Annotated in this window: 42 protein-coding genes and 2 pseudogenes; 40 read left to right on the forward strand and 4 right to left on the reverse strand. The window is 34.7% G+C overall.

What is annotated here, in order from left to right; genetic code table 11:
• Positions 1-32 precede the first annotated feature (32 nt).
• The 12 genes from ACQVGS_RS10910 to ACQVGS_RS10965 all read left to right on the forward strand — a co-directional run bounded on the left by ACQVGS_RS10910 (position 33) and on the right by ACQVGS_RS10965 (position 11237).
• Entirely contained in the window at positions 33-503 is a 471-nt protein-coding gene (locus ACQVGS_RS10910; RefSeq protein WP_124058372.1) for a hypothetical protein, read from the forward strand.
• 14 nt (positions 504-517) lie between these two features.
• Positions 518-2032 (forward strand): replicative DNA helicase, encoded by a 1515-nt coding sequence (locus ACQVGS_RS10915; protein WP_491831683.1) that lies wholly within the window; start codon positions 518-520, stop codon positions 2030-2032.
• Between the two features lie 15 nt (positions 2033-2047).
• The gene (locus ACQVGS_RS10920) at positions 2048-3184 is read left to right on the forward strand and encodes a hypothetical protein (RefSeq protein WP_491831685.1); all 1137 of its coding nucleotides are present in this window, start codon (positions 2048-2050) and stop codon (positions 3182-3184) included.
• Entirely contained in the window at positions 3184-4914 is a 1731-nt protein-coding gene (gene recJ / locus ACQVGS_RS10925; RefSeq protein ID WP_491831687.1) for a single-stranded-DNA-specific exonuclease RecJ, read from the forward strand. Before ACQVGS_RS10920 ends, recJ begins: the two co-directional genes overlap by 1 nt.
• A gap of 12 nt (positions 4915-4926) precedes the next feature.
• Positions 4927-8844 carry a DNA polymerase III subunit alpha gene (gene dnaE, locus ACQVGS_RS10930; RefSeq protein ID WP_491831689.1) on the forward strand — a complete coding sequence of 1306 codons (3918 nt, stop codon included), beginning with the start codon at positions 4927-4929 and terminating at the stop codon, positions 8842-8844.
• Between the two features lie 27 nt (positions 8845-8871).
• Positions 8872-9588: a 3D domain-containing protein gene (locus ACQVGS_RS10935; protein ID WP_491831806.1), complete on the forward strand. Its 717-nt coding sequence runs from the start codon at positions 8872-8874 to the stop codon at positions 9586-9588.
• Positions 9589-9696: 108 nt separating this feature from the next.
• Positions 9697-9855: a hypothetical protein gene (locus ACQVGS_RS10940; RefSeq protein ID WP_491831691.1), complete on the forward strand. Its 159-nt coding sequence runs from the start codon at positions 9697-9699 to the stop codon at positions 9853-9855.
• A 36-nt stretch (positions 9856-9891) separates the two neighbouring features.
• Positions 9892-10092, forward strand: a complete 201-nt coding sequence (locus ACQVGS_RS10945; RefSeq protein WP_491831693.1) for a hypothetical protein — start codon at positions 9892-9894, stop codon at positions 10090-10092.
• Between the two features lie 32 nt (positions 10093-10124).
• On the forward strand, positions 10125-10340 hold the full coding sequence (locus ACQVGS_RS10950) for a YorP family protein (protein ID WP_019712328.1): 216 nt from the start codon (positions 10125-10127) through the stop codon (positions 10338-10340).
• The gene (locus ACQVGS_RS10955) at positions 10333-10488 is read left to right on the forward strand and encodes a hypothetical protein (RefSeq protein WP_010331040.1); all 156 of its coding nucleotides are present in this window, start codon (positions 10333-10335) and stop codon (positions 10486-10488) included. The genes ACQVGS_RS10950 and ACQVGS_RS10955 overlap by 8 nt, the downstream gene beginning before the upstream one ends.
• A complete protein-coding gene (locus ACQVGS_RS10960) occupies positions 10488-10985 on the forward strand; it encodes a nucleoside/nucleotide kinase family protein (RefSeq protein ID WP_491831696.1) in 498 nt (165 codons plus the stop codon). The genes ACQVGS_RS10955 and ACQVGS_RS10960 overlap by 1 nt, the downstream gene beginning before the upstream one ends.
• 24 nt (positions 10986-11009) lie before the next feature.
• The gene (locus tag ACQVGS_RS10965; RefSeq protein WP_491831698.1) at positions 11010-11237 is read left to right on the forward strand and encodes a hypothetical protein; all 228 of its coding nucleotides are present in this window, start codon (positions 11010-11012) and stop codon (positions 11235-11237) included.
• A gap of 169 nt (positions 11238-11406) precedes the next feature.
• Here ACQVGS_RS10965 and ACQVGS_RS10970 read toward each other — a convergent pair whose 3' ends face one another.
• Positions 11407-11664, reverse strand: coding sequence for a hypothetical protein (locus tag ACQVGS_RS10970; protein ID WP_217020734.1), 258 nt, complete (start codon positions 11662-11664; stop codon positions 11407-11409).
• Positions 11665-11785: 121 nt separating this feature from the next.
• Between ACQVGS_RS10970 and dcm the strand changes: the two genes are divergently transcribed.
• The 6 genes from dcm to ACQVGS_RS11000 all read left to right on the forward strand — a co-directional run bounded on the left by dcm (position 11786) and on the right by ACQVGS_RS11000 (position 14622).
• A complete protein-coding gene (gene dcm, locus ACQVGS_RS10975; RefSeq protein WP_491831700.1) occupies positions 11786-13243 on the forward strand; it encodes a DNA (cytosine-5-)-methyltransferase in 1458 nt (485 codons plus the stop codon).
• Between the two features lie 51 nt (positions 13244-13294).
• Positions 13295-13513, forward strand: a complete 219-nt coding sequence (locus ACQVGS_RS10980; protein WP_414958324.1) for a hypothetical protein — start codon at positions 13295-13297, stop codon at positions 13511-13513.
• A 2-nt stretch (positions 13514-13515) separates the two neighbouring features.
• Positions 13516-13881 carry a hypothetical protein gene (locus ACQVGS_RS10985; protein WP_491831702.1) on the forward strand — a complete coding sequence of 122 codons (366 nt, stop codon included), beginning with the start codon at positions 13516-13518 and terminating at the stop codon, positions 13879-13881.
• Between the two features lie 39 nt (positions 13882-13920).
• Positions 13921-14148 carry a hypothetical protein gene (locus ACQVGS_RS10990; protein ID WP_414956937.1) on the forward strand — a complete coding sequence of 76 codons (228 nt, stop codon included), beginning with the start codon at positions 13921-13923 and terminating at the stop codon, positions 14146-14148.
• A 12-nt stretch (positions 14149-14160) separates the two neighbouring features.
• On the forward strand, positions 14161-14343 hold the full coding sequence (locus tag ACQVGS_RS10995) for a hypothetical protein (protein ID WP_106021389.1): 183 nt from the start codon (positions 14161-14163) through the stop codon (positions 14341-14343).
• A gap of 66 nt (positions 14344-14409) precedes the next feature.
• Entirely contained in the window at positions 14410-14622 is a 213-nt protein-coding gene (locus tag ACQVGS_RS11000; RefSeq protein ID WP_414956938.1) for a hypothetical protein, read from the forward strand.
• 120 nt (positions 14623-14742) lie between these two features.
• Here the strand turns inward: ACQVGS_RS11000 and ACQVGS_RS11005 are convergent, their stop codons facing one another.
• Entirely contained in the window at positions 14743-14844 is a 102-nt protein-coding gene (locus ACQVGS_RS11005) for a YjcZ family sporulation protein (RefSeq protein WP_437370846.1), read from the reverse strand.
• A 128-nt stretch (positions 14845-14972) separates the two neighbouring features.
• Between ACQVGS_RS11005 and ACQVGS_RS11010 the strand changes: the two genes are divergently transcribed.
• The 14 genes and pseudogenes from ACQVGS_RS11010 to ACQVGS_RS11075 all read left to right on the forward strand — a co-directional run.
• Positions 14973-15152, forward strand: a complete 180-nt coding sequence (locus ACQVGS_RS11010; protein ID WP_491831705.1) for a hypothetical protein — start codon at positions 14973-14975, stop codon at positions 15150-15152.
• Between the two features lie 207 nt (positions 15153-15359).
• On the forward strand, positions 15360-15482 hold the full coding sequence (locus tag ACQVGS_RS11015; protein WP_491831707.1) for a hypothetical protein: 123 nt from the start codon (positions 15360-15362) through the stop codon (positions 15480-15482).
• Positions 15482-15802, forward strand: a complete 321-nt coding sequence (locus tag ACQVGS_RS11020; protein WP_326235859.1) for a hypothetical protein — start codon at positions 15482-15484, stop codon at positions 15800-15802. The genes ACQVGS_RS11015 and ACQVGS_RS11020 overlap by 1 nt, the downstream gene beginning before the upstream one ends.
• A gap of 66 nt (positions 15803-15868) precedes the next feature.
• Positions 15869-16222: a hypothetical protein gene (locus ACQVGS_RS11025; protein ID WP_411809764.1), complete on the forward strand. Its 354-nt coding sequence runs from the start codon at positions 15869-15871 to the stop codon at positions 16220-16222.
• 14 nt (positions 16223-16236) lie between these two features.
• Positions 16237-16584 carry a hypothetical protein gene (locus tag ACQVGS_RS11030; RefSeq protein WP_491831709.1) on the forward strand — a complete coding sequence of 116 codons (348 nt, stop codon included), beginning with the start codon at positions 16237-16239 and terminating at the stop codon, positions 16582-16584.
• A gap of 13 nt (positions 16585-16597) precedes the next feature.
• Complete coding sequence (locus ACQVGS_RS11035; protein ID WP_219144940.1) at positions 16598-16723, forward strand: hypothetical protein; 126 nt, start codon at positions 16598-16600, stop codon at positions 16721-16723.
• A gap of 359 nt (positions 16724-17082) precedes the next feature.
• Positions 17083-17553, forward strand: a complete 471-nt coding sequence (locus ACQVGS_RS11040; protein ID WP_326235856.1) for a YosH family protein — start codon at positions 17083-17085, stop codon at positions 17551-17553.
• 31 nt (positions 17554-17584) lie between these two features.
• Positions 17585-17830, forward strand: coding sequence for a hypothetical protein (locus ACQVGS_RS11045; protein ID WP_326235855.1), 246 nt, complete (start codon positions 17585-17587; stop codon positions 17828-17830).
• Between the two features lie 33 nt (positions 17831-17863).
• Entirely contained in the window at positions 17864-18214 is a 351-nt protein-coding gene (locus ACQVGS_RS11050) for a hypothetical protein (protein WP_326235854.1), read from the forward strand.
• Positions 18215-18265: 51 nt separating this feature from the next.
• Positions 18266-18613 (forward strand): hypothetical protein, encoded by a 348-nt coding sequence (locus ACQVGS_RS11055; RefSeq protein WP_396280704.1) that lies wholly within the window; start codon positions 18266-18268, stop codon positions 18611-18613.
• Positions 18613-19008, forward strand: a complete 396-nt coding sequence (nrdI, locus tag ACQVGS_RS11060) for a class Ib ribonucleoside-diphosphate reductase assembly flavoprotein NrdI (protein WP_326235852.1) — start codon at positions 18613-18615, stop codon at positions 19006-19008. Before ACQVGS_RS11055 ends, nrdI begins: the two co-directional genes overlap by 1 nt.
• Positions 18971-19690, forward strand: a pseudogene (locus ACQVGS_RS11065) (ribonucleotide reductase barrel domain-containing protein); the annotation flags it as partial. The gene nrdI and the pseudogene ACQVGS_RS11065, both read left to right, overlap by 38 nt.
• Positions 19691-19796: 106 nt before the next feature.
• Positions 19797-20480, forward strand: coding sequence for an HNH endonuclease (locus ACQVGS_RS11070; protein ID WP_106021367.1), 684 nt, complete (start codon positions 19797-19799; stop codon positions 20478-20480).
• Positions 20481-20633: 153 nt separating this feature from the next.
• A pseudogene (locus tag ACQVGS_RS11075) lies at positions 20634-22013 on the forward strand (ribonucleoside-diphosphate reductase subunit alpha); the annotation flags it as partial.
• Between the two features lie 51 nt (positions 22014-22064).
• On the opposite strand, the gene ACQVGS_RS11080 reads toward ACQVGS_RS11075, so the two are convergent.
• A complete protein-coding gene (locus ACQVGS_RS11080; protein WP_326235850.1) occupies positions 22065-22499 on the reverse strand; it encodes a hypothetical protein in 435 nt (144 codons plus the stop codon).
• A gap of 188 nt (positions 22500-22687) precedes the next feature.
• Here ACQVGS_RS11080 and nrdF point away from each other — a divergent pair, with 188 nt between their 5' ends.
• From nrdF to ACQVGS_RS11120, 8 genes are all read left to right on the forward strand, one after another.
• The gene (gene nrdF, locus ACQVGS_RS11085; RefSeq protein ID WP_491831809.1) at positions 22688-23620 is read left to right on the forward strand and encodes a class 1b ribonucleoside-diphosphate reductase subunit beta; all 933 of its coding nucleotides are present in this window, start codon (positions 22688-22690) and stop codon (positions 23618-23620) included.
• A complete protein-coding gene (locus ACQVGS_RS11090; RefSeq protein ID WP_491831714.1) occupies positions 23617-23859 on the forward strand; it encodes a thioredoxin family protein in 243 nt (80 codons plus the stop codon). Before nrdF ends, ACQVGS_RS11090 begins: the two co-directional genes overlap by 4 nt.
• 42 nt (positions 23860-23901) lie before the next feature.
• Complete coding sequence (locus tag ACQVGS_RS11095; protein WP_491831716.1) at positions 23902-24264, forward strand: hypothetical protein; 363 nt, start codon at positions 23902-23904, stop codon at positions 24262-24264.
• Positions 24265-24337: 73 nt separating this feature from the next.
• Entirely contained in the window at positions 24338-24766 is a 429-nt protein-coding gene (gene dutA, locus ACQVGS_RS11100) for a dUTP diphosphatase DutA (protein ID WP_491831718.1), read from the forward strand.
• A gap of 87 nt (positions 24767-24853) precedes the next feature.
• Positions 24854-25036, forward strand: coding sequence for a hypothetical protein (locus ACQVGS_RS11105; protein WP_017697107.1), 183 nt, complete (start codon positions 24854-24856; stop codon positions 25034-25036).
• 378 nt (positions 25037-25414) lie between these two features.
• On the forward strand, positions 25415-25582 hold the full coding sequence (locus ACQVGS_RS11110; RefSeq protein WP_004399585.1) for a hypothetical protein: 168 nt from the start codon (positions 25415-25417) through the stop codon (positions 25580-25582).
• Positions 25583-25873, forward strand: coding sequence for a hypothetical protein (locus ACQVGS_RS11115; protein WP_101502284.1), 291 nt, complete (start codon positions 25583-25585; stop codon positions 25871-25873).
• 146 nt (positions 25874-26019) lie between these two features.
• On the forward strand, positions 26020-26361 hold the full coding sequence (locus tag ACQVGS_RS11120) for a hypothetical protein (RefSeq protein WP_491831721.1): 342 nt from the start codon (positions 26020-26022) through the stop codon (positions 26359-26361).
• 8 nt (positions 26362-26369) lie between these two features.
• Here ACQVGS_RS11120 and ACQVGS_RS11125 read toward each other — a convergent pair whose 3' ends face one another.
• Entirely contained in the window at positions 26370-26975 is a 606-nt protein-coding gene (locus ACQVGS_RS11125; protein ID WP_003231129.1) for a DUF1643 domain-containing protein, read from the reverse strand.
• Positions 26976-26987 lie beyond the last annotated feature (12 nt).

Raw genomic sequence — 26987 nt, forward strand, 5'->3', positions numbered from 1 at the left:
ATTATTCTCTCCTCCTTATTAGGAGTGATTATTTGGGGAGACAAGTTAAATGTCCATATTGCGAGACCAAGTTAGACAAAGACTCAGCCATTCCTTATAAAAAAAGATATTACCATGAAAAGTGTTTTAATACCTGGAAGCAAGAATCAGATCACAGAAAAGAGTTAATTCAATACATATGCAATTTATATGGTCTTACATCTCCAACTGGCATGATGTTGAAACAAATTAAAGAGTTTCAAGAGGAATATGGGTATAAGCTTAAAGGCATTGAACTAGCGCTTAGGTACTTTTATGAAACTTTGGATAATCAACCCAGAGAAGGTGATGGCATTGGAATCGTTCCATTTGTTTATGATGAAGCAAAGCGGCATTACATTAGACAAAAAGCCATCCGAAAATCAGCTGAAGATCCAAAGAATCATAAAAGAGAAGAAATTACGTTAGTCATAAAAAAAGGAATGAGAAAGAAAAGAAGACTAGTTGATATCTCAACGCTATAGGAAGGAGAGTCCATTTGCTACAAGACAAACAGGCAATAATTCAAGTTTTAGGGAGCATTTTAAAAGATCCCACAATCTTGTCAGAGAGCAATAAATATAAGATAACTTCGGATGATTTTCCTTCAAGGTTTCATTCAATATTGTTCTTTGCTATGAGCAATCTATTTCATCAAGGAACTGAAGTATTGAATGAGGTTGAAATAGATGGATATCTAAAGGATTACGATATTCAGTATAAAATTTTCCATGATAATAACGGTCTTGAATATATAGAAAGAATTCAAGAGTTGGCAGTTGTCGAAAACTTTGATTACCACTATAAAAGATTAAAAAAGTTTAGTCTGCTTAGAGAAATGGATGGATTGGGATTCGATATTAAGGAAATATATGATGAATCTCTGATTGACCCAAAAGAACAGGAAAAGATGCAAGAACAGTTTGATAAGAAGTCGATTGATGAGATTTTAGCAGCTTATGAAATGAAGATTGTAGACATAAAAGAAAAATTCAGAACTTCATCTGAAAGTGTGGGAATCCAGGGCGGAGAAGGTATTAATGAATTATTGGATTCATTCGAAGAGTCCCCGGATATTGGAGTTCCATTAAATAGCGAAATGCTCACCTCAATATTTCGTGGATCACGGAAGAAAAAGTTCTATCTGCGCTCAAGTATTACAGGTGGCGGTAAAACAAGAAACATGGTCGCTGACGCTTGTCGCTTAAGTGCAACCGAACTTTATGATCCTAAAAAGAAGGAATGGGTATCAAACCCATGGAGTGAAAGTTCTACGGTTATTTCAACAGAAATGATGGCCGAAGAATTGCAAAGCTTAGCACTTGCCTACATTAGTGGTGTAGAAGAGAAAAAAATCCTTAGAAACACAATCAATGAACAAGAAAAACAACTTGTGCGTAAGGCTGCTAAAGTTCTTCAGGAGTCTAACATATGGTTTGAACATCTGCCTGATTTTAATGTTCAGGAGATTGAAAGAACCATTGAAAAGAACGTCATTAAAAACAATGTAGAGTACGTTTATTTCGATTATATACACTCATCAGTAACCATTTTTTCAGAGATGAGCAAAAAAAGTGGGGTCAATTTAAGGGAAGATCAAATTCTTTTGCTTATGTCGGATAAGTTAAAGGGCTTATGTAACAAATATGATGTCTATATGATGAGCGCAACTCAGTTGAATGGTGATTGGAAAGAAGCATGGTTAAAAGGACAAGTAATAGATGCTTCTTACTTGAGAGGAAGTAAGGCCATCGCAGATAAAACAGATGCTGCAATGATAATTCTTCCTTTAAGTAAAAAAGAGAAGGATGCAATTGATCCAATCTTAAAAGAAGGATTTTATCCAGAGCCAAATTTTGTTACACATGTATTTAAAAATAGAGGAAATGAGTATGACAAAGTTAAAGTCTTTTCCCATATCAATATGGGCAACATGCGGATTAAGGACTGTTTCACAACAAATCTTGACAATGAACTAATCACAGTTGAGAAATTGAATATAAAAGCAGGATGAGGGGTGTAGCGCCCTTTGAAGTATGATAAAGACAGAGTAAAAGAAAGCCTAACCATTGAGGATATACATAAGATTTTAAAAGATTTAGGTAGTGAGAACAATCTGTGGGATCAACAAGGAAATCCAATTTACAGAACCGTTTGTCACAATGCTTCTGGTGGGAGCTATAAGCTGTATTACTATCATGAAGCAAAACAGTTTCACTGTTATACAGAGTGTGGGGATAATTTTGATGTATTCGAACTTGTTATAAGAGCAAGAAGCCAAAAAGGTATTAATATCTCTTTTAATCAGGCTATCGAATATGTTGCCAAAATAGCAGGAAGAACATTTGGATTTGGGAATAAAGAGACATACATAAACAATGATTTGAATGATGACTGGGAATGGATGGGGAAGTTCAAAAAGAAGAAAAAAATACATATTGAGCTTCCCAGCTTTGATGAAACGGTTCTAGATGTATTTGTGCCTTATCCTCACCAATTGTGGCTAGGTGAGGGAATAAGTCACAATACATTAAAAGAGTTTGAGATTGGGTACTATTTTAGAACTCATACAGAAGGGATTACCATCCCTCATCGAGATTTAAATAATAGGTTGGTTGGTATACGTAGGCGCTCAATGATTAAAGAAGAAGTAGATGCAGGCTATAAATATATGCCTTTAAAAGTTGGCAATACCTTATATAACCATCAAACAATGATGAATTTATATGGATTACATAAAACAAAAAATTCGATAGAAAGGTTTAAGAAAGTATTGATTTTCGAATCAGAAAAATCAGTATTAAAATGCCAAGATTTTTACGGTGAATCAAACTTTACCTGTGCTGTTTGTTCAAGTAATATTTCTAATTTTCACTGGGACATTTTATTGTCTCTTGGTGTTGAAGAAGTTTTTATTGCTCTTGATAAATACCGACCACCAAAAGAACATGAAACAGAGGAGAAATATCAAGAAAAACTGGTTGAATATCAGAAGAAAATTCTAAAGCTCGCAGCAAAATTTACTCCTTATGTTCGTGTATATGTTTTGTGGGATTATGAAGGCTTACTGGATTATAAGGACAGCCCAGCTGACAAGGGAAAGGAAACTCTAGAGGAGCTAATGAGAAGGAAAATTGAGATTGGCACGGATGAAGGGGGAATTTAATGGAGTATAGACTAATTGGCGACAATGATTATAATTTCGATCCTTTAGCTACTATCTTAAAAAATAGAGGTATAGAAGATCCAAAGTTGTTTGTTAATGTTGATCACAGTTCAGTTATTCATTATTCAAAACTTAATAATATTGATAAAGCTGCAGATTGTCTTATTAAGCATTTAAATAATGATAATAAATTGTTTGTTCAGGTAGACAGTGATGTTGATGGATACACATCTAGCTCAATCATTATAAATTACATAAAGAAGATTTGTCCGAAAGCTAATATACATTACAGAATTCAAGATGGGAAAGAGCATGGGATTTTTATTGATACAATTCCTGATGATGTTGACTTAATCATAATCCCAGATGCAGGTTCAAGTCAATTTGAGGAACATGAGGCTCTTAATAAGAGAGGCACAGAAATAATTGTTATTGATCACCATGAATGTGAACGAGTGTCTGAACACGCGATCGTAGTAAATAATCAACTTTCGCCTAATTATTCGAATAAAACTCTGACAGGTGCAGGAATGGCCTATAAATTTTGCCAGGCAGTTGATGAAAAGCTAAATAAAAATGAAGCCGAACAATTCTTAGACCTTGTCTCTATTGGTAACATTGCTGATTCGGCTGATTCAAGAAACCTTGAAACCAGGTATTTTATGAATGAAGGCTTGAAGAAAATTAAGCATCCATTATTAAAGAAGCTGTTTAAGAAGCAAGAGTTTTCAACCAAGGGTGACAAGAACATACAGAATACACAATTCTTTATTAACCCTTTAATTAATGCTGCCATCAGGGTTGGAAGCAGTGAAGAAAAAGATCAAATGATGAGAGCATTCCTCCTTTCTAAAGAAAAGGTTCCCTACAAAAAACGTGGGCAAAGTGAAACTGAACTTGTTTCAATACATGATGACACAGTTAGGATTCTAGGAAATCTAAAAGCAAAGCAGAAACGGATTGCAGATGCAGCTGGAGTGGAAATTAAAAATAGAATAGAGGAGAAAAGTTTAACAGCGAATAAAGTACTGATTGTTTACATTGAAGGAATTCTAGATAAAAGCCTAACTGGACTGGTGGCCAATCAGCTTGCAGAAGAATATAAAAAGCCGGTCTTGTTAGCCAGAAACGATCCCGAAAAAGGTAAAGATATTTTGAGTGGCTCTATACGAGGATATGATAAAGGGTTTATAAAGGATTTTAAGAAAGAGCTTATAGATACTGGATTATTTGAGTTTGTTGAAGGTCACCCAAATGCAGCTGGCTTTGCAATTAAACGACAGAACTTAATCCTGGTGAACAAAGTGCTGAATGAAAAATTTAAAGACATAGATATCGAAAAAGATATTCAGAATGTTGATTTTGAGATCCCAGCAAAACGATTGAGAAAAGAATTTATCCTTCAACTTGATGGTTACAAAGACTATTGGGGTTACAAAGTTGAAGAACCCTTAATAGCTATAACGGATCTTGAAATTGAAGTCGAACAAATTGAACATTTAGGGAAAAAGAATAAGACAACAGTTAAATTCAAGCATGGTGATATTGAATACATAAGATTTAAAAGTGATGAGAATTACTTTAATCAGCTTACAGAAACAAATGGAACATTAATCATTAATGTAATTGGTAAAGCAAAGGCAAATGAATACAAAGGTAAGAAAACACCTCAAATAGAGATTTATGAATTGGAGGTGGTTCGCACAAAACAAAAAGAACTTGTGTTTTAAGGGGGAATAAAGTTGATAGGATGTCACTGCCACACAGATAGGAGTAACATAAGGCTTCTAGACTCAACAAACTCAGTTAAAGAACTGCTCAAAACTGCAGTGAAGATGGAATATAAGGGGCTGGCCATAACAGACCATGAAGTCCTCTCAGCACATTTAGATGCTATTCGAACAGTTAGAGAAATGAAAAAGAAGGGGGATATGCCAGAAGATTTTAAACTGATATTGGGCAATGAAGCGTACCTAGTCGATTCTTTAGAGGAAGTTCGAGATAACTATAAATCGGGAGTGACAAAATTTCCGCATTTCTTGATGTTGGCAATTGATCCAAAAGGACATGAGCAGTTAAGAATACTGTCTTCTCAAGCCTGGGAAAACTCATTTTATACAGGAACAATGGAAAGAGTGCCGACAGTAAAAAAGGATGTAGAGGAGCTATTAAGTAAAGATCCAGGCCACATCATTGCTACCACAGCTTGCCTGGGGTCTGAGGTAAACATTCACCTGTTAAAGATAAAGGCTTTTGAAGAAACTGGTGATTCTCAGTCAATTAAGCAGCACAAACTAAAGATTCATGAGTTTATAAATTGGTGTATAGAGGTTTTTGGGAAGGATAAGTTTTTTATCGAGCTTCAACCTGCACTGAGTGAAGAACAGATTTACTGTAACAAGAAGCTGATAGATATAGCCAACGGGTATGACTTGCAAATGATTGTTACAACAGATGCTCACTATCTAAGACCAGAAGATAGAGCAATTCATCAAGCCTTTTTAAACGCAAAGGATGGAGAAAGAGAAGTTGATTCGTTTTATGAAGCCTGTTTCGTTCAAAACGTTGATGAAATTCATGAGAGAATGGATTACATTGATAAAGAAGTCATCGATCAGGCCATAAAAAATACAATGCTCATTGGTGAGATGATTGAAGACTATACTATAGAGCACGATCCAATTATTCCTAAGATGGAGCTTCCTAACTTTAAATTAAGACATTTATTTAAACCAGCATATGATCAATATGAATATATAAAAAAGATGTCTGAATCAGCAGATGAACAAGATAGATATCTCCTTAAGTTAATTGAGGACGGATTTGAAGAGAAATTAAAAACAAGCGAACTAACGAGAGAAGCTTTTCATAAAATATTGAACAGGATTAACGTTGAGCTGGGTGAACTTTGGGAAATCAGCCAAAAGCTGAATCAGTCTATGCCTTCTTATTACATAACAGTTAGAGAAATCATTAATATTATTTGGGATGATGAGTGTGGAGGAGATAGTTTAGTTGGAGCAGCCAGGGGAAGTGCTGCAGGTTACTTAGTTAATTATCTACTCGACAATACTCAAATTAATCCAATGCAATATGATTTACCACATTGGAGACATATACATAAATCGAGACCTGACCTTCCAGATATCGATATTGATACTGAAGGATCAAAAAGACAAAAAATTCTTAAGGCACTTAGAGAAAGGTTTGGAGACAAACGTGTTCTTCAAATTGCTACTTTTGGAACTGAGGGTTCAAAATCAGCGCTTCAGACAGCATGTAGAGGCTTAGGAATCGATAATGATATATCCCAGTATTTAAGTGGAATGATTCCATTTGAAAGAGGATCTAACTGGCCTTTGAAGCATTGTTTTTATGGTGACAAAGAAACTGGCAGGAAGCCGATTAAAGAGTTTATTAGGGAGGTTGAACAATACCCTAATCTTAAAGAAACAGCTTTAAAAATTGAAGGGTTAACTAATAAGCGCTCTTCTCATGCAGCCGGAGTAATTATCTTTAACGATGAATATACAAAGTCGAATGCAATGATGAAAACTCCTAAAGGAGCTTATATTACACAGTTTAATATGGGTGACAGTGAAGCCATGGGCTCAGTAAAGTTTGACCTTCTTACAATTGAAGCTTTAGATAAGATTAGAGTAACATTAGACCAATTAATCGAGAATAAAGAAATTGAATGGCAAGGAAGCTTGAAGGAAACATACAACAAATACATCCATCCAGACGTAATTGAGTATGAAGATGATAAGCTATGGGAAATGGCTGGTAATGGGGAGATCATGGATTTATTCCAGTTCTCAACTGAAGTCGGTCATCAATCAGTTGTCAAAGTAAAACCTAAGAACTTACTTGAAGCAGCAGTAACCAATTCTTTAATGAGGCTTATGTCAGACGGTGAAGAACAGCCTGTAGATACATATGTTAAATACAAAAATAACCTTAATAAATGGTATGAAGAAATGACACGGTACGGTCTAAGCGAAAAGGAAATCAGAGTAATGGAGAGGCACCTTAAGGACATTTATGGTGTTGCTGATACTCAAGAAGTGGTTATGCAGATGGTTATGGATAAAGATATAGCTAACTTTGACATTAAAGAATCAAATTATCTTAGGAAATCCATAGCAAAAAAGAAAGAAGATGTACTAAAAGAAGTGGAAGAATTGTTTTTTAAAAAAGGAAAGGAGATTGGCACTTCTGATAACCTGTTGAATTATGTCTGGAATGTTCAATTTAAAAGACAGTTTGGCTACAGTTTTAGTTTACTTCATACCTTGGCATATTCAATTATTGCATTACAGGAATTGAACTTAAACTATCGATATAATCCTTTATACTGGAATACTGCTTGTTTAACGGTAAACAGCGGAGGAATAGATACCGAGGATACAAAAGACAACAAAAAGACAGCTGCTACAAACTACGGAAAAGTTGCTTCAGCCATCGGAAACATTAGACAAAGAGGGATTAAAATAGACCTCCCAGATATAAATAAGGCTGATTTTGGTTTTAGGACTGATATTAACAACAATTCAATTTTATTTGGACTTAAAGGAATGAATGGAATTGGAGACGATGTTATTCATCATATAGTTCTAAATAGACCATATAGTGACTTTAACGACTTTATTGAAAGAATGTTTAAGAGCGGCTTTATTAAGAAAGGACAAGTAATCCAATTAATAAAAGGAGGCTGCTTTGATTCTTTTGGAAACAGGCAAGAAATCATGAAGGCCTTTATTAGCTTAATATCAGAACCAAAAAGTAAGCTTACGTTGTCTAATTTAAAAATGCTAATTGAAAACAACATTGTTCCTTCAGAATTTGCACAAGAAGTGAGATTCTTTCGTTTTAAAGATTACATCAGCAAAAAGGTGTACAAAACATTAAAGTCGCCAAAAGATAAACTTTTTTTATTGGATGATGTATCAGCTTCGTTTTATAACCAGCATTTCAGTGAGGATAGTGTAGTTGACATGTTAAACGGGCAGCTTGTCATTTCTGAAAAAGCTTTTAAAAAAGAATATGATAACAAGATGTCTAATATAAAGTCCTGGATAACAACAGAAGAACCACTGAAGAAATTGAATGATTGTTTATTAATAAAAGAGTGGGAAAAATACGCCGATGGGTCATTAGGAAAGTGGGAAATGGATTCATTGAGCTATTATTATAATGACCATGAGCTTTCTGGTGTAAACTTTGCCAAGTATGATATTGCTGACTTTTATAAACTGCCAGCAGAGCCGGTCAAAGGTAAACCTTATCAATGGAGAGGGAAAACTCTCTATGAATATGAGACTACACGGATTATAGGCACTGTTTTAGATAGGGATAAAAACAAACATACAATTACTCTTCTAACCCCTACAGGGGTGGTTACAGTTAAACAGTGGTCGGGCAGCTTTAGTCATTACAATAAACAGATTTCTAGATCCATTGGTGGCGGAAAGAAAGAGGTAGTCGAGAAATCTTGGTATACCAGAGGAACATTGCTCATGTTTACTGGTTTCAGAAGAGGTAACAATTTTATTCCGAAGGTCTATAAAGATAGCATATATAATCACACAGTCTGCAGAATAGATTTTGTTGATAATGAAGGAACTATGAGTTTGACAACTAAAAGGGCAGAAATATAAATCTTAACTGATATAGGAGAGATAAAAATTTTCAAAAAACTTATAGACAAACATAAAAAATATGTATATCATAGAATTAACGAAATGACACTTTTTGCTACAATTGGTTTGTTAGGAGTAGGGCTCGTATATAGCGCTAAAAACTTGTATACACATCAAGATAATCAAGTCTCAATAAAAGAGTCATTTTATCTAAATAAAAAAGAGGTGAGGCAAAAACTTATTCATGAAATTGACGTTCCAAGAATCCTTCCCAGGCTAAAGAGTGAGGAAGAAAAGCAGGCTGAAAGTAGAAAAAAGTATCTTAATGCGACGATTACATATCTAACAGAAGAAAATAAAAAAGCAGCAAAACATACAAAAACAAAAAAAGTGCAAAAAACCAACAAAAAGAGAAGTGTAAATAAACCAACTTCAAAAAGTACTAATGGCAAGGCAGTGAAGAGTCATGAAGTTGTTGCCACTGCTTACACAGCGTTTTGTTCTACAGGTTGCACAGGGAAAACAAGAACCGGCTATGATGTATCAAACACATCCTATTACAATGGAAAAAGAATAATCGCTGTTGATCCAGAAGTAATTCCTTTGTATTCATTAGTACAAGTTTCATATGAAGGGAATAGCTTTCAAGCATATGCAATAGATACAGGAGGAGATATTAAAAACAATAGTATTGATATTCTGATGGATAGCGAAAAAGAAGCAAACGCATTTGGTCGTAAAACTGTCAGAGTCAGCTGGTAAATCGATCCAAATGACTGAAAGGTATAAACATTTCAACAATTCGTTCGATGCAATACATAACATGAAATATATCCCAAGGAAAACTATTACATAGAGAGAGTGAAGAGAATGTTCATTTTAGATAAAGAGGCTAAGGTCAAATCAACTGGGGAGTACGGGGTTATTGAAGCGATCTATCCCGAAACAAAGACAGTGGAACTTTGTTATTATGATGGAACTTATGATGAAAGGGGTTTTGATGATGTTGTTATGGCAACAAGCAGTTAAAATTTCAAGACAAAATTAAAAAATAGGGTGAGACAATTGAAGTGTATTCAAATTGAAATGTCATTCACAGACGAATATGGACAGGTAACCAGATTAAATAAGACTTATAAACCGTCGATTATTGAAGAACATAAAGGGGAAATCCCTGGATTGTTGTTAGATGATTTTAAGAGGTTCTTGTCGTCCCTTGGGTTTAATGAAAAACAGGTTTCTAGAATAGTAAGAACAGAAGATTAAGAGGTTTTTTATTGAGGGGAGGTGGTATTAAATTGCCTAAATACTGGAGTTATCCTGTTGGGCTAGCTGTAGAAATTAACAATAATGCACGATATGGATGCCCACATCATGTGGGGAGAAAAGGAAAGATTATCGAGCATTTACATTCAGCTACATATGACTATGCAGTTAGCGATGAAACAGGTGACATTACTTACTTTAAAGAACATGAATTAACGCCACTAAAGGGAGGTTTAACTTATGTTTAAAAAAGGTCAAAAGGTAATTGTTGATTTTACAGATGAGATTGGAGCTGTTGCGAAAGTTGATTACCGATACAACCAGGTAGAAGTGAAGTATCCTGACGGTACTTATCAGGTTGTTGGATTTCATAAAATAAGAAAGGTGGAGGATTAATGGCATTAATTATCTTGGAGGGGCCTGATTGCTGCTTTAAATCAACAGTTGCAGCAAAGCTTAGCAAAGAACTGAAGTACCCAATTATCAAAGGTTCAAACTTTGAGTTGGCCATAAGCGGGAATGAGAAATTATTTGAGCACTTCAACAAATTGGCTGACGAAGACTATGTGATTATTGACAGGTTTGTTTATTCTAACTTGGTATATGCAAAGAAATTCAAAGATTACTCGATCCTTACAGAGCAACAGCTTAGATTTATTGAGGATAAAATTAAAGCAAAAGCGAAGGTTGTATACTTACATGCTGATCCAATCATTATTAAGGAACGGTTAAGCGTACGGGGAGATGAGTATATAGAAGGAAAAGACATTGATTCAATTTTGGAGTTATATAGAGAAGTTATGAGCAGTGCTGGATTACATACATATTCATGGGATACTGGTCAATGGGGCAGCGATGAGATCGTAGAGGATTTGCTTCAACTATTTGAATAGATATCAAATGTAGGGGGAGAAAAAGTGAAAAGGATGTTACTTGAGTTACAAGATATAGATGGAAATGTTCACGAAAAGAAAATCATAAATATAAATAAAAATGATAAGGTAATTGTAAGATTTGATGAAACTGTATCTCAGCAGCAAGCGGGTATGATTTTTAATTCTTTAGGTACTGCGTTGCAGGATGAACATAACAATGTAATTGGAATTCCTAGTGGCATAACGCTAGAGGTTTTGAAAATAAACTAGCCATGTTCCATGAAGGGGGATTAATTATTAACAAGTTTTTAAAAAGGTTGTCCAAGGTGTGTAAAAGAACAATACATAATCAAATTTATAGTGATATTGAATTGATAAACAAAGAAATGAGCAAGTTGCTCAGCAAATTAAAATAAAATATCTCTTTTATTGAGTTGGATTAAATATGATGAATAACAAGCACGTATCCATTTTCTAAAAGCTCATTCAAATTTTCACTTACTTTACTTGGATATGGATGCACCTTAATTAAATCAGAGTACTCGATGTAAGTGTTAGACTCACAAAAGTCTGCAATGAATAACAAAAGACTTAAAGCACTTGAACTTATGTTTGTTTTAAGCCTATTAACATCACGGTAAAAGGTTACTTCATCATTGTATTCTTTATTAAAAATGGAAGATGGTTTAAGTTTCATCGTCTCACCCTGCTTTCCTTTTAATGATACTGAATACAGAGGGGCAGCACAAGAACATAGGAAATCTATATAAAAGATCAATTTTATTTAGAGTAAAAATAAAATATATGGAGGTTGTTTGTTGAGTAAACTACGAGTAATGAGTCTTTTTAGTGGAATCGGTGCATTTGAAGCTGCACTAAGAAACATTGGGGTTGAATATGAACTGGTTGGCTTTAGCGAAATTGATAAATATGCTATCAAATCGTATTGTGCAATTCACAACGTGGATGAGCAATGTAACTACGGTGATGTAAGTAAAATCGATAAGAAGATACTGCCTGATTTTGATCTTTTAGTTGGGGGGTCTCCTTGTCAAAGCTTTAGTGTAGCCGGTCATCGGAAGGGGTTTGAAGATACAAGGGGGACATTGTTTTTTCAATACATTGAGACTCTAAAGGAGAAGCAACCAAAGTTCTTTGTTTTTGAGAATGTCAAAGGGTTAATTAATCATGATCAAGGCAATACCCTAAATGTGATGTCAGAGGCTTTTAGCGAGGTCGGTTACAGAATTGATCTGGAATTACTTAATTCTAAATTCTTTAAAGTCCCTCAAAATCGTGAACGTATATACATAATTGGCATTAGAGAAGATTTAATTGAAAATGATGACTGGGTTATAGATAAAACAAGACAAGATGTTCTAATTAAAGGGAAAAAGAGATTAAAAGATTTAAATATAAAAAGGTTTAAATTTAATTGGCCCTTGCAAGGTATTGTCCAAAAGAGATTAAAAGAAATTCTTGAAGAGTATGTTGATGAGAAATACTACTTAAGTGAAGAAAAGACAAAGAGACTTGTTGAACACCTTGGAGTTTCACAACAGAAAGAATATGAAACAAAAGAGCCGTTAATGGTCGGACACGTGGATATAAAAGGGCACGATGCAATCAAAAGAGTTTACTCACCTGAGGGAGTTAGTCCGACTTTAACAACTATGGGAGGCGGCCACAGAGAACCTAAAATTGCAATAGAACAATTTTCCTTTGGGGACGGAGTATCTTGTTGTTTAGATGCAAATTATACAAAAGGAACATCACCAGGAGAAGTTGGGAAGGGCAGAAGAACACACATTATTGAGAAAGAAATAATGACTAGAGAGTACTCAAGAAGAACAGGGATTGGGAAAGAACTTGAGGTATCTCATACACTTTCTGCTTCTGACTGGAGAGGGTTGAACAGAAATCAAAAACAAAATGCTGTAGTTGAGGTTCGACAAGTTTTAACTCCTGAAAGGGAAGAAAAGCGACAAAATGGAAGAAGATTTAAAGACGATGGTGAACCGGCATTTACGGTAAATACTATTGACAGGCATGGGGTAGCAATTGGAGAATATCCAAAATACAGAATTAGAAAATTAACACCGTTAGAGTGCTTTAGGCTACAAGCTTTCGATGATGAAGATTTTGAAAAAGCTTTTGCAGCGGGAATAAGTAACTCACAATTATATAAGCAAGCCGGTAATTCAATTACTGTAACTGTGCTTGAATCAATATTCAAGGAATTAATACATACATACGTTAATAAAGAATCTGAATAAAATTTGTCTTTTATACAAATGCAAAATAAGAGGAATTGAGAGGTGAAGCAGATGGATAGTTACCCAGAGTCTTTAAAAAGAGAGACAGAGGAAATTAAAGAGCGTGTTAGGAATGGAAATATCAAAGAAGACAGGATTAAAGAAATTGCAGAAACGACAGTTAAGTTTTTGAAATCAGAGGAGAAAAGACATAAATACTTTTCTGAAGTTGCTGCAGCTATGGCTGATAACTTAAGTGAGTTTTTCAAGTCGTATTTAAAAGGAGAGTGAATATGCTAACTGATCAAGAAAAAATTGACTTGGTAAACGCTCTTGATTTTGTAGTTATTGAACCACATACACAAAGAATTTACGTACATAACGATGAAAAGACCAATGGAGTATTAGCTAGGGTTTTGCACAATATTTCAGTAGATGAGTATATTGAGAGCTTTAAAAAAGGGAGTCTAATTGATATCTTTCCAGCGGCAATGCAAGAAGCCGGTGCGGAAGGATTTAAAGATGGTCAGTTTGTGATTATGCCAAAGAAATTTTATGTTGATCAATGTTATGTGATGAGTAAGGAAATCGAGCGGTTAACTAACCTAATCGATCTACACAATATTAAACCAAATACATATCGAGGCTTGATTCATTGAATTGTTTCAAGAAAAAACGAAAGGATAAAGGGATGTTTATTGAAAAAGTATTATGTAAGGTGTAAAGACAGCAAAGGTGAGAATGCGTCTCTAGTTATTGAGGCGCTATCACCTGAACAAGCAAAAGAACAAGCATATGAAGTACATAAGGTAAGGAATATTTATAATGTAAGTCTGGGAGAAGGAACGTCAAGGAATTATCTTGAGCGAAAATATTCTCCATACATAAAAAATGACAATGGAAAAGCCATAACCATATTTTCATAAGGAGAGGGTATCATTAAGGATATTGTTAGAGATCTTGTAATTGATGATATTGATGCTGCTGAAGGAGTATTGGATAAGCTTTATATTTACTTAGAAAACACTTTAAGGCCTGAAGAAAAGCGTGTTTGGGAGCGGTGTGATAAAGATATAATGTCTGTTTTTGCAAAGCTAAAAAACATTAAAGAAATTATTTAAAAACCAATAGACAAATACAAAGAATATGTATATAATAAACTTAAATTAAGACAAAGGAGAGTGTTAATGAATCATATATGTGACATCTGTAAAGAGTACATAAGCGGAAAAACAATTTGTCTTAGAATCAGTGATGAAAAAACTTATGAAAACTTAAACTGTTGTGAACGTTGTGCAAAGAGTTATTCCGAGAGAGTGAAGAATGAATGCAGCAATTTAAGTGTAAAAAAGACATTAGATTATTTAGGACTGAACAACAAATACAAAAATAGAGGATAAAATATTCCTTTTATCTAGTTTTAAATAACCCTTACAAAAATAAAAACGCCATAAAAACATCTTATGGCGTCTACCGAACAGGGGGAGGTGCTGTTACGGCGGAGGCAGGTAAAGTTAAACTTAATATTTAAAGAAAACTGCTCCAACAATGATCAACAAAATGAATAGTACCACGATCAAAGCGAAGGAGCTACCATAACCGTTTGAGCAAGAGTAACCCATATTCCCACCACCTTTAGTCAGGATAATACATGATATGTAAAATGATAATTTTCGACATGGATTGTGGTCTAAATAAGGAAAAATGAAGTTTTGTCTAAATTTAAGAGTTGAATTAGGAGAGTTGATAAATGAACATGTTCGTAATTGCTGCAAAGAGTGAAGGGAAATATCTCTATGGTTACCACCCACATATTTACTCAAACCGTAAACAAGCAGAAAATGCATTGAAGATAATGAGAAAAAACGGAAAGTTAACTGGTAGAGATAAGGTTTATGGATTAGACGGTCTTATGTTGATGGATTTATAAAAGACTAAGAATAAAAGGGAAACAAACCAGAAAGAAATAATCAAAATTTCCCGGGCAAGCGCAGTATACGACAAATCAAAACAAATAATGAGGAGTGACAGGGTGCAATTAGCAATTAATATTCTTGAAATCATCGGTCTTTTGTTGAATTGATTATCAGTAATGTCTAAATAAAATTCAATTTTTATCGTGAAAGGAGTAACTGATATGAAGAATAAATTAACATCAGCAGTTCACTTTATTGAGGTCAATCGAGATGAAATGGGTGACAAGGAATCACTGAACATGCTTCTAAAAGCATTAAAAAAAATCATCAATGAGGAAAGATAATGAAGTTTCATATTCTTGAACAAAAACAAATGAGGGATATTGGTTTTACGGATCACGTGAAAACAAAGTGGTACTTCATAAAATCAATTCAACCTAACATCACATTTAATTTAACAATACATAAAAAGAGTCTCAAGGGTGAAATTGACGTATTAGATGAAAGATACTTACAGCCATATGATTATCAATACTATATGAAAGTTTACACAAGAGAGGAACTTGAATTCCCATACGTTACTAATGATAAAGTGCAAGAAATTATAGCTAATTTTATTGAACAAGGAATTATAACAGAATATGAAATGGGGAGCTACATTTAAGGAGGTGAATAAGTGGGAAGACATCAAGCTAAGTTTGAAGGCAAGGTAATCAATAAATCATATGGATTGGATGTACTCGGTCGTTTTTCTGAAAAGGAAAAAGTGGAGTACAACTGTTTCTTCGAAGGAATCATTGACTTAGATCCAATTGAAGTTGGGGGCAAAGTATACATCCCTGGTTTTAATGAATATGTAGTTGTTACTGATAGGCAACGGAACACCAATAATGAATGGACGTATCAGACTGATAAGATCATTAAAACAATTGAAGACAAAGAAAGCTTTGAAAGAGCCATTCAAGAGCAAACGAAACTTGAAGAAGAATGGCAGCAACATGTCAGACGAGAGAATCAATGTGTTAAAGAACAAAATGGCAATCGCAAAACTTCCTGGTGGAAGAGACTAATTACTAAAAATTAAAGGAGAGATTTTTATTGAATAAAGATACAAAAGATATTTGGAGCGGTTTCTTTATTGGGTCAGGTTCGTTAATTGTAGTTGGATTACTTATTTTTGTTGAAGCTCTGACAATGTCATTGGTTGTTTACTACGGATTGAATCACGTGTTAAACCCTTTACTTATTGATACATACAATATTCAAAATGTCCATGTCACTTTACCTCATGCATTTGTTATTGGTGTTTTACTCAACGTATTTGTCAAAGGTGTAAAACGGTCAGATCAGGAAAAAGATGAGAACATTTTCAAGAAAGCCTGTAAGTCTTTATTTCATTCAGCTTTCGCATTGATTGTTCTGTATATTAGCACATTGTTTATCTAAGGAGGCACTCAAGATGAGTAATGATAATGCTGCAAAGATTATTTTCAAAAAGAAATCAACTGGTGAAATAGTCGGCGAAATGAAAGTTACAACTTTACCTGCTGACACCATTTTGCAAAACGACAATAAGTCTAAATAAAAGTTTTATTTGAATGAAAGGCTGGTGGAGGAAATAACATATTATTTGAAAATGAATGGATTTGAAGGGATTGTTAAATTCCTTTATGAGTTTACTAGTTGGAGCTATCTTTCTGGAAAGAAAGTTCTTGAAACTAAGCGATATTGCTTTCAAGACAGAAAGGACAACGTGGAAATATTTGATTTATTTCTTTCGCTAAAAGATGAACAAATTGACATTGTAATGAACAAGGAAATCAAGACTATGAAAGTTTTGTACTTAAATAACTCTTTAATGTTAGATGAAGTATTAAGTTAAAAGGATGATTTTAAAGAGATTAGTGGATTCGAAAAAATAAATATTAAAGGGAGCATTGTGCTATGGGAATTAAAGCAGCAGTTTTTGAAATAAAAGCAACTTGCTACGCTCATGAAGGATTTAATGACGAAAGTCCATCTGTTCAAGGGGCTGCGTTAGAACAACTAGGCAAGGACATGGTAGATCATTTGCTCGAAAACGGAGTTGATGATGTGAAAATTAAAGGCGATTACGTAGAGGAATTGGAAGTTGAGAAGCCCGTTATGAAGTATTTTGAAGTGTTTGACCCCTATTATGCGTTAATTAAGGCTTATACAAAAGAAAAGGCAATGGAACTGTATACAGATACTGTTACAGATGATGATGATGGAGAGTTAAGTGATGAAATGACAGAAGTTGGACAAGTTTATGCGGCAATACAGCATGGAAGGGCACCAGGAGAAGATAAAGAGCTCATGCCATTAAAACAGGTTCTTGAGGAGATTTCTAATGACGAAGAGATGGTATTGCTTATTGATGGAAGTTTACTTTAAAGAATAAAAATAAATTAATAGGATGATGACAATGACTGCGAAATTCGGATTATATGTTAAGGGAGCGCACGTTAAAACTTATGATGATGCTATCCAAGCTCACAAAGATGCTATTTTTGCTCAAGAAGAAATTGGAGTTCCGCATGAGGTGATTCAAGTGAATTTGCATATGGATGAGGCAATTGAATTCCTCAATAAATATGATAACAGTTCAAAAAGCGCACAAGATGCTCAGGCATTGTTAAGAAATTTAAGGGCAATATTCCAACAAAACTAGATAAAAGCACAGTTTTATTAGAGGAGTGATGAAATGAAAAGTTGGATTAAAAGCAAAGTAACATCTTTTTTAGGTATAGATTCTCTTGAGCAGAAATTATTAGAAGAGAATAAACGGCTAAAGTTTAAGCTGAAAAACTTAGAATCTCTAAACCATAAAATCATTGAAGAGAATAATTCTATCATGAAACAATTTAATATTTCAGCAGATATTAACCATTATGGAAATCATAGTTGGGCAGTAATATCAATTCAAGGTAAACCCGAATATGTGAAATTTGTTAACCTATCAAATCAAGATATGCGAAGCGTACATAGTTTCTTAAAGCAATTTGAAAGAACAAATAGGACAATCGATAGTCCTTTAAAGTTTTTAAATTTTTGATAAAACTTCTATCTAATTCAAACCAAAAAACAAATAAAAAGGAGATGTAAAATGGGGGCAGCTAGACAGTTATACGTAAAGCGTAATGATCTGGTGACTATGGAGGAAGCAAAAGAAAATAAAAAGATACATATGCAAAATGGTGAGTCATTTACAGTATTTAAAGGTGAACTGATTGCAACTGACTTAGAAGGACATCAAATGGTTATCCCGCAAAGCCAAAAGGATAACTATATCCCCGTTGAATTAGAGGAGTTGTCTCCTTATGAGGCTCAAATGGCTAAAGGTTATGCTGAGATGGGAGCCATTAATAGTGAAATAGCTGAAGCATATTACCATGTTGAAAATGAAGCTGAATTTGCAACTACAAGATTAATTACAGGGGCATATAACGATTAGTGATCATTACATATGAGAGTAAAACTGGCAATGTAAGAAGGTTTGTAAAAGCTCTGCAACACAAATTAGATATTGAGGCCATTGAAATAACTGATGATACGATCATCAATCAAGAGTTCATACATATTACATATACGATAGGCTTTGGGGAAGTACCTGAAAGGACTTTGAGTTTTATCAAAAAGAATAAAAATAAAATTAGAGGAGTTGTTGTTAGTGGTAACAAGGTTTGGGGTGATAACTATGGTTTAGCTGGAGACAAGCTTTCAGCAAAGTTCCACATTCCATTGTTATTAAAGTTTGAACTTAGTGGAACGAAACAAGACTTAGAGAAGATCATTCAGGAGGTAAAACTTATTGACAAACACAATACCAAATTGGATCAAGCTCAATAATGAAATCATGATCCAGAAAGATGGGAAGTATCAATTTGAAAAGGATAAGGAGGCCGTTCATAGTTACTTTGTTGATTACATTAATCAAAACACAGTCTTTTTCCATGATCTAAAAGAGAAACTTGATTATTTGATTAAAAATGATTTTTACGAGGAAGAATTCTTAAGCAAATATACATTTGAGCAGATTAAATCGATTTATAAGATTGCTTACAGTTACAAATTCAGATTCCCATCTTTTATGAGTGCGTTTAAGTTCTACAATGACTACGCATTGAAGACAAATGATAAAACAAAGATCCTGGAGAGGTACGAGGATCGTGTCTCAATTGTGGCTTTATATTGCGCGGATGGTGATTACGAGAAAGCAGTTGAGGAAGTACATACTATGATGAAACAAGAGTATCAGCCGGCAACACCTACATTCCTTAATGCTGGACGTAAGCGAAGAGGTGAAATGGTGAGCTGCTTCTTACTTGAAGTAGGCGACAGTTTGAATGATATTTCACGTGCTATTGATATCTCTATGCAGCTTTCTAAGCTAGGTGGAGGAGTAGCATTAAATCTAAACAAACTAAGAGCCAAAGGTGAAGCGATTAAAGACGTAGAGAATGCGACTAAAGGTGTCGTAGGTGTTATGAAACTTCTAGATAATGCCTTCAGATATGCCGACCAAATGGGTTGATTTGGCCCCTTTCGTCAGAAATGACGATCGAAAACCTCTTTAATTCATGGGAACTCCTCAGAAGGTTTGGGACAAACACAAGCCAAAATAAAGGGGGACAATCATGAGCGAAGCAAGACGGCCGCATAACAAGTTAGATATTGATGAAGATTTTATTCGCAAAAATTATAGTTCAATGACTGCCAAAGAAATAGGAGAAAAATTGGGGGTTTCAAGAGAAGTAATTAATCACCGCGTTATAAAGATGGGATTAAGAAAAACACAAATCCCATTTGTGTTAATGGAGGGAGAGGTAGTTTCTCCACTTGCAGAATTTCCTGGGTATGGGATTACAAATCGTAGTAGAGTGATTAATTTGAAAAAGAAGACTGTTTTAAAGACTAAAATTGATAGTCAAGGATATACAAAAGTGATCTTATATAAGGAAGGCAAGCAGGTTGGTAAACGTGTACATAGATTAGTTGCACTTAACTTTATACCGAATCCTAAGAAACTACCCTTTGTAAATCATATTGATGGAAACAAAGCGAATCCAAAGCTCTCAAATTTGGAGTGGGTTACACCAAAAGGAAATGCTCAACATGCTTTAAAACATGGACTGCTTTTGATTGGAGAAAAAAGCCCAAAGGCTAAAATTACTGAACTTCAAGCACTGTCAATTTTAAATGATTTTAAAAGTGGTAAGTCCATTAAAGAACTCTCTGAAATATATACATATGCGAGTAAAACAATCATTACAAAAATCTGTTTGCGGCAAAAGTGGAAACACTTAGATCAAACGTCTTGAACGTGCAACGACTAGCCGAAAGGCGTAGGCTGCAAGCTATTGGCAGTCGAAACAGGAGGCACCCTTAAAGGGTGAAGATATAGTCTAACCTTCATGGTAACATGAAGCAGCCATATGGCGGGGCGTGCTTAGCGAACACGTCTGAATGGTCTGCAAAGACAAGGATCAGGAGCGGCTTATCTAAGTGTATTTCATCCAGACATTACAGACTTCCTGGATACTAAAAAAATAAGTGCTGATGAAGATGTCCGAGTTAAAACACTATCTATTGGCGTAGTTGTTCCAGATAAATTTATTGAACTTGCAAGGGAAGACAAGGATTATTACATGTTCTATCCTCATTCAGTCTACAAAGAATATGGACAGTATCTTGATGAGATGGACATCAATAAAATGTATGATGAGCTTGTCGAAAACCCTAGGATTAGAAAATCAAAGGGAAATGCTCGAAAGCTGTTGGAGCAATTGGCCATTCTAAGAAGCGAATCTGGTTATCCATATATCATGTTTGCTGACAATGTAAATAAAGTGCATCCAAATGAACATATTTCAAAAGTGAAGTTTTCTAATTTGTGTTCTGAAGTCCTCCAATCGTCACAAGTATCAGTTTATACGGATTACGATCAAGAAGATGAAATTGGATTAGACATCTCTTGCAATCTTGGCTCAATGAACATTGTAAATGTAATGAGTAATGAATCAATTGCTTCAACAGTAAGAATAGCTATTGACTCACTGACAACAGTCACAAGGAAAACAAACATTGTAAATGCTCCAGCTGTTGCGAGAGCAAATACATTAATGAGATCCATTGGTTTAGGTCAAATGAACCTTCACGGATTTCTAGCTCAAAATAATATTGCATATGAAAGTGAAGAAGCTAAGGATTTTGTTAATACATACTTTATGATGGTTAACTTCTACTCTCTGCAGCGTTCAATGGAAATTGCACGAGAAACAGGGGAGACATACTACAAGTTTGATGGTTCAACTTATAATTCAGGTGAGTATTTCGAAAAGTACGTAACAAATGATTATAGCCCGCAGTATGAAAAGGTTAAAAAGCTATTTGGAGATCAACATATTCCTAATATTGAAGATTGGAAGAAGCTTAAAGAAGATGTGATGAAATATGGCTTATACCATTCGTATAGGCAGGCTATTGCACCTACCGGAAGTATTTCATATGTTCAATCATCCACAGCTGGTGTAATGCCTATTATGGAGAGAATAGAGGAACGTACATACGGTAACAGTAAGACTTATTATCCGATGCCAGGTTTATCGGCTCAGAACTGGTTCTTTTATAAAGAAGCTTATGACATGGACATGTTCAAGGTAGTTGATCTTATTGCAACGATTCAGCAGCATGTCGATCAAGGTATTTCATTCACATTGTTCTTGAAAGATACGATGACAACGAGAGACCTAAATAGAATAGATCTCTACTCTCATCATAAAGGAATTAAGACTTTGTACTATGCGAGAACTCAGGATACAGGTCAGGAAGGTTGCTTGTCTTGCGTTGTTTAAATAGTAGAGGAGTCGGCACTCTGTAATACTGCCTGACTCCTGAGTTCTAAATTAAAGTCCTCTTGCTTTAACAAACGCTTTGATATCTTCACCATCATCATTTGTTACACGGACTTTATAAGTACCTTCTATATCTTTTACGTAATAGGTTGATTCTGTGGACTTTCCTGGTTTCACTGTAATACCGTCTGCTATTCTCTTGCCGTCAGGGTTCGTAATTCTGTACTCAAAAGGGTAGGCCCCATCATTTGCAATGTAAATTCTGATTTGGTCATCTTCACTTCCATAATAATCGAAGAAAAAGGTTCCTTTAGCTGAAAAATTACCAGTTTCACAAATTAAAGTGCCACCGCCTTTGCATCTAGGATCTGCTAAAGGATTTACGACTTTCTCAGGATTTTGAAGCGGCTTAGCTGAAACAGTAGGGCTACCAATAGCAGGTATTAGCCCTAAAGCTAAAGCACCAATAATTAGTTTCTTTTTCATCTTATAATCCTCCCTTAATAGTGAATATGTTGCATTATAAAATTTACAACATTTATAAAATATTTCCTTCTTTTTACACGTTGCAAGGGAGGAAAAATATTTAGGAGGTCACATTTTTGTCACAACTAAACAAGAACAAGCTGTATACTGCAGCAAACTGGTCAAAGCATGAAGACGATTTTACCCAAATGTTCTATAACCAAAACGTGAAACAGTTCTGGCTTCCGGAAGAGATTGCTTTAAACGGCGATCTCCTCACTTGGAAGTACCTCGGAAAAAACGAACAGGACACTTATATGAAGGTACTGGCTGGTTTGACGTTGTTGGATACAGAACAAGGCAACACTGGCATGCCTATCATTGCAGAACATGTAGATGGACATCAAAGAAAGGCAGTTTTAAACTTCATGGCCATGATGGAAAACGCTGTTCATGCGAAGTCTTACAGCAATATCTTTCTTACATTAGCTCCAACCGAGCAGATCAACGAAGTGTTTGAATGGGTAAAAAACAATAAGTTTCTTCAAAAGAAGGCTAGAACAATTGTTTCAATTTATAAAGCAGTTGAGAAAAACGATGAAATTTCCTTATTCAAAGCAATGGTTGCATCTGTATTTCTGGAGAGTTTTCTTTTCTACTCAGGGTTTTATTATCCACTTTACTTTTATGGACAAGGTAAGCTCATGCAGAGTGGGGAGATCATCAACCTTATTATACGTGACGAGGCTATACATGGCGTATATGTTGGATTGTTAGCTCAGGAGGTTTATAAGAAGCAAACACCAGAGAAGCAAAAGGATTTGTATGCATGGGCTCTAAGCTTACTGCAGGAGCTTTACGAAAATGAATTGGAGTATACAGAAGATGTTTATGATCAGGTTGGATTAGCTCCAGATGTAAAGAAATTCATCAGATACAACGCAAATAAAGCTTTAAACAACCTGGGCTTTGATCATTGGTTTGAAGAAGAGGATGTTAATCCAATTGTTATCAATGGTTTGAGCACTAAGACAAAGTCCCATGACTTCTTTTCAACTAAAGGGAATGGATACAAAAAAGCAACAGTGGAACCATTAAAGGATTCAGATTTCATTTTTACCGAGAAAGGATGTATTCAATGAGATTGATTAAATTAGAGCAGCCTAGTTGCAATCCATGTAAAATGGTGTCCAATTACTTAGAACAAGCAAATATTCAATTTGAGGTAGTTGACGTTACACAGGAACCAGAAGTAGCAGCAAAATTTGGTGTCATGGGAGTACCGGTAACCATTCTGCTGAGTGATCAAGGAGAGGAAGTAAAACGAAGTATTGGTTTTAAGCCTAATGAGCTTGATGAGTTACTAAAGGAATTACGATAAAAGGGTAATTTTAAACAAACTTAAATTTAAAGGAGCTAATAAATGTATTTCATTGAAAATCAGGAAGGGTTAATCGGAAAAGAAGTTGCTTATGTTTGGGCAAATCAGTTTTGTGAGCAAACAACAATTATTACTAAGGATGGAGGCGTGTTTATGGCTTGTCAACAAGCTGACTGGGATGATGGCTATGAGACAAGGATTTTATACCCGCATGAAGCAAAGAAGATCTTACACCCTCTGAAAAGAGAATTACATGAAAAAGGTGTGATCGATGAAACAGAGTGGGAAGAGTTTGAGAATGAGTTAAAAAAGAAGCAAGAGGCGGAAAGAGAAAAGTATCTCAAAGAGAAAGAAGAAAGTGATCGTAAACTATATGAAGAGTTGAGGGCAAAGTTCGAACAATAATGAGCCATTTGTTTAACTGAAGAAGGTAATACAAGAACGTACATACATTAAAAACAAAAGGAGTTATTACATAATGCAAATTAAAATCAAATATCTGGATGAAACACAAACAAGAATCAGCAAAATTGAACAAGGAGATTGGATTGATCTTCGAGCTGCTGCAGATGTAACAATCAAAAAAGATGAATTTAAACTTGTTCCATTAGGTGTAGCAATGGAGTTGCCTGAAGGTTACGAAGCACATGTCGTTCCTCGGTCGAGCACATATAAGAACTTTGGCGTTATTCAAACAAATTCAATGGGTGTTATCGATGAGTCATACAAGGGAGACAACGATTTTTGGTTCTTTCCTGCTTATGCATTGCGTGATACTGAAATTAAGAAGGATGATCGTATCTGTCAGTTTAGAATCATGAAGAAAATGCCGGCGGTTGAATTGGTTGAAGTAGATTATCTAGGCAACGATGACCGAGGTGGGCACGGTTCAACTGGAACGAAGTAATTTACCATGTAGACAGTCTCTTTTTGGACTGAAACTTTTATAAAGCATTAACGTAGTACTTTATAAAGGGAATAAGGAGGTTTCTTCATGGGGTTAAATTTCTTTAATGCCGAGTTAAAGTGCTCAAACTGCGGTAAAGTACTAAATTCAGGTGATGAAATAGTGGTACATATTACCCTGCCGAGTCAAAAGAAAATGCCTGTCGGTATCTTAGACAAAGTATTAAGTAAACACTCTGATAAGGTTTATTGTAAGAAGTGTAGTGAGTAAGTTTTCAATGTTATGAGGAAGTTCTAAGAGGTTTCCTCATAACAAATATCAATTAATTTAAATTAGAAAATAGTGAAAAAGTGATGATTAAAGTTGATAAAGAACTTAAGGATATCAAGGAGATCATTTTTCGGTTGCTTTGCTTTTTTGATGGTTTACTTAGTTCATGGATCACTGCACCCCATAAAAGCATGGATGCTAAAATGATTATACTCATATTTAACAGTACTCCTTTGTTTATTTTTATAAATTCTACCATATATAGGACAGTGATGTCATTGAAAGAGCATCTCTATAAAAGAATACTTTTATCTAATATTTAAGGAGGAAGAGATTATTAACAGCAAAGAAAGAGATTTACAAGCAAAATATGACGACATGCTTTATAGGAACGGTCTTTGCTTTGGGTTTCTTCAGTTACAAGGACTTGAAGATGAATTTATTGAACATATGAGACAAGTTGCTGAGTACGAGAAAGACCTGAGATACAAGAAGGCAGCAGCTAACTTCATGAAGATGCATGACCAAAACTGGGTGGGTGATTAATTGTTTAAGGATAAAAATAAAATAATAAAGAGTATTGAAAAGATCAACAAACTTGAAGAAGGGTTGTCGCTATTTGAAGAAGGTGACGAAGAATATTTAAGTGTATTAGTGAAAATTCAGGGGCTATATGATGAAATCTCAGATACTGCTTTAGAGTGTTTTAAAGAGATGACTACAAAAATTAGGAAAACTGGTCAGAAACGGATTATAAAAGGGATTGATCAGTTGCCACATACAATTAAAGAAAACATTGCTGATCAAGTGAATGATTTTAAAGGGGGAGCTATTTGAATAAGAGCAAATATTAACGGTATAGAGTTTGAGGGTGAGTAATAGCCAACCCAACACAAATATAAAATTAGGGGATGTTTACTATAACATATGTAACTTTATTTCTATCAGCTTATCTAATTGTATTAAACATTAATGAGGTCAGGTTGATTATGCGAGGGGAAAGCAATACGTATATAAAAGTAAAGAGTGTACTTGATAATTCAACTCCAGAAGATGCGAAACGAAATAAGAATTTAATTTACCTGTTTACTTTGCTTAAGGGGAGTTCTTTAATCATCCCCTTGGCATATAACGGTTTAATTATGCATGAAAATATCCTTATACTCTGTTGGACAGCATTTTCAGTTATATACACAATCCTAAACATGTTTAAGGTTTTAGACGTGTTGGAGGGCGAAACAGTGAGCCATAGTAGGTATATTTATTTGGCTTATGTCTTTGGGAACCTTATCTTTCCTTTGAGTATTATTTTTCATATAATTTGAAATTGTGTTTAGCTGCACTCATTATACGGCTCAAGCCCTTTTAGCATAGGTCTTGAAGGATGTCTTGGAGAGTTTTTCACAGTTAGAAGCTTGTCAAAATGAGTTTTTATTACATAAACCTGATTCTGATTCGCTTCTTTAAGCAACAACATAAAGTCATTACATTGTTTTTTATGGAATTGCCTATCAAATAAATCAGGGCAATCTCCCCAAGCCAAGACGACTTTTTTTGAGTCTCTTACAAGGGAGCTCAATACCTGCCGATTAGTTGCCATTACTGTATCAAATAAATTTGTATTTTCGTGTTGTAAGTTTTTAATTAGAGAAGATAACATTGTAGAATTGGTTTCATAAAAGGGATACAGATTGGCAATATGTATTGTACCTACTTCGTTAAGGGTGTGGCTGAATTTACAAAGCTTGTTTATGGTTAGGTCAGAAATATCCCTGCCTGCCATACTTGGATTTAACATTATATAAACAAAAGAGGAGTCTAAAGAGTTGTTTAACTTTATCGATAAACAGTACCTAGCTTCGATGGAATCTGTTAATCTTTCAGTTTTACACTCAATAACTTCGCTAACAAACTCCGGCTTATACTTATAAACAGGCATAACTGACCATCC

The sequence above is a fragment of the Bacillus sp. SD127 genome (assembly GCF_058566445.1).

Excerpts from the sequence above, each read along its gene's own strand:
- recJ (WP_491831687.1), top strand. The coding sequence starts at position 3,184 with ATGGAGTATAGACTAATTGGCGACAATGATTATAATTTCGATCCTTTA.
- ACQVGS_RS10940 (WP_491831691.1), top strand. The coding sequence starts at position 9,697 with ATGTTCATTTTAGATAAAGAGGCTAAGGTCAAATCAACTGGGGAGTAC.
- ACQVGS_RS10955 (WP_010331040.1), top strand. The coding sequence starts at position 10,333 with ATGTTTAAAAAAGGTCAAAAGGTAATTGTTGATTTTACAGATGAGATT.
- ACQVGS_RS10960 (WP_491831696.1), top strand. The coding sequence starts at position 10,488 with ATGGCATTAATTATCTTGGAGGGGCCTGATTGCTGCTTTAAATCAACA.
- ACQVGS_RS10970 (WP_217020734.1), bottom strand. The coding sequence starts at position 11,664 with ATGAAACTTAAACCATCTTCCATTTTTAATAAAGAATACAATGATGAA.
- ACQVGS_RS10980 (WP_414958324.1), top strand. The coding sequence starts at position 13,295 with ATGGATAGTTACCCAGAGTCTTTAAAAAGAGAGACAGAGGAAATTAAA.
- ACQVGS_RS10985 (WP_491831702.1), top strand. The coding sequence starts at position 13,516 with ATGCTAACTGATCAAGAAAAAATTGACTTGGTAAACGCTCTTGATTTT.
- ACQVGS_RS11000 (WP_414956938.1), top strand. The coding sequence starts at position 14,410 with ATGAATCATATATGTGACATCTGTAAAGAGTACATAAGCGGAAAAACA.
- ACQVGS_RS11005 (WP_437370846.1), bottom strand. The coding sequence starts at position 14,844 with ATGGGTTACTCTTGCTCAAACGGTTATGGTAGCTCCTTCGCTTTGATC.
- ACQVGS_RS11010 (WP_491831705.1), top strand. The coding sequence starts at position 14,973 with ATGAACATGTTCGTAATTGCTGCAAAGAGTGAAGGGAAATATCTCTAT.
- ACQVGS_RS11015 (WP_491831707.1), top strand. The coding sequence starts at position 15,360 with ATGAAGAATAAATTAACATCAGCAGTTCACTTTATTGAGGTCAATCGA.
- ACQVGS_RS11020 (WP_326235859.1), top strand. The coding sequence starts at position 15,482 with ATGAAGTTTCATATTCTTGAACAAAAACAAATGAGGGATATTGGTTTT.
- ACQVGS_RS11035 (WP_219144940.1), top strand. The coding sequence starts at position 16,598 with ATGAGTAATGATAATGCTGCAAAGATTATTTTCAAAAAGAAATCAACT.
- ACQVGS_RS11040 (WP_326235856.1), top strand. The coding sequence starts at position 17,083 with ATGGGAATTAAAGCAGCAGTTTTTGAAATAAAAGCAACTTGCTACGCT.
- ACQVGS_RS11045 (WP_326235855.1), top strand. The coding sequence starts at position 17,585 with ATGACTGCGAAATTCGGATTATATGTTAAGGGAGCGCACGTTAAAACT.
- ACQVGS_RS11050 (WP_326235854.1), top strand. The coding sequence starts at position 17,864 with ATGAAAAGTTGGATTAAAAGCAAAGTAACATCTTTTTTAGGTATAGAT.
- ACQVGS_RS11055 (WP_396280704.1), top strand. The coding sequence starts at position 18,266 with ATGGGGGCAGCTAGACAGTTATACGTAAAGCGTAATGATCTGGTGACT.
- ACQVGS_RS11070 (WP_106021367.1), top strand. The coding sequence starts at position 19,797 with ATGAGCGAAGCAAGACGGCCGCATAACAAGTTAGATATTGATGAAGAT.
- ACQVGS_RS11080 (WP_326235850.1), bottom strand. The coding sequence starts at position 22,499 with ATGAAAAAGAAACTAATTATTGGTGCTTTAGCTTTAGGGCTAATACCT.
- nrdF (WP_491831809.1), top strand. The coding sequence starts at position 22,688 with ATGTTCTATAACCAAAACGTGAAACAGTTCTGGCTTCCGGAAGAGATT.
- ACQVGS_RS11090 (WP_491831714.1), top strand. The coding sequence starts at position 23,617 with ATGAGATTGATTAAATTAGAGCAGCCTAGTTGCAATCCATGTAAAATG.
- ACQVGS_RS11095 (WP_491831716.1), top strand. The coding sequence starts at position 23,902 with ATGTATTTCATTGAAAATCAGGAAGGGTTAATCGGAAAAGAAGTTGCT.
- dutA (WP_491831718.1), top strand. The coding sequence starts at position 24,338 with ATGCAAATTAAAATCAAATATCTGGATGAAACACAAACAAGAATCAGC.
- ACQVGS_RS11105 (WP_017697107.1), top strand. The coding sequence starts at position 24,854 with ATGGGGTTAAATTTCTTTAATGCCGAGTTAAAGTGCTCAAACTGCGGT.
- ACQVGS_RS11110 (WP_004399585.1), top strand. The coding sequence starts at position 25,415 with ATGCTTTATAGGAACGGTCTTTGCTTTGGGTTTCTTCAGTTACAAGGA.
- ACQVGS_RS11125 (WP_003231129.1), bottom strand. The coding sequence starts at position 26,975 with ATGCCTGTTTATAAGTATAAGCCGGAGTTTGTTAGCGAAGTTATTGAG.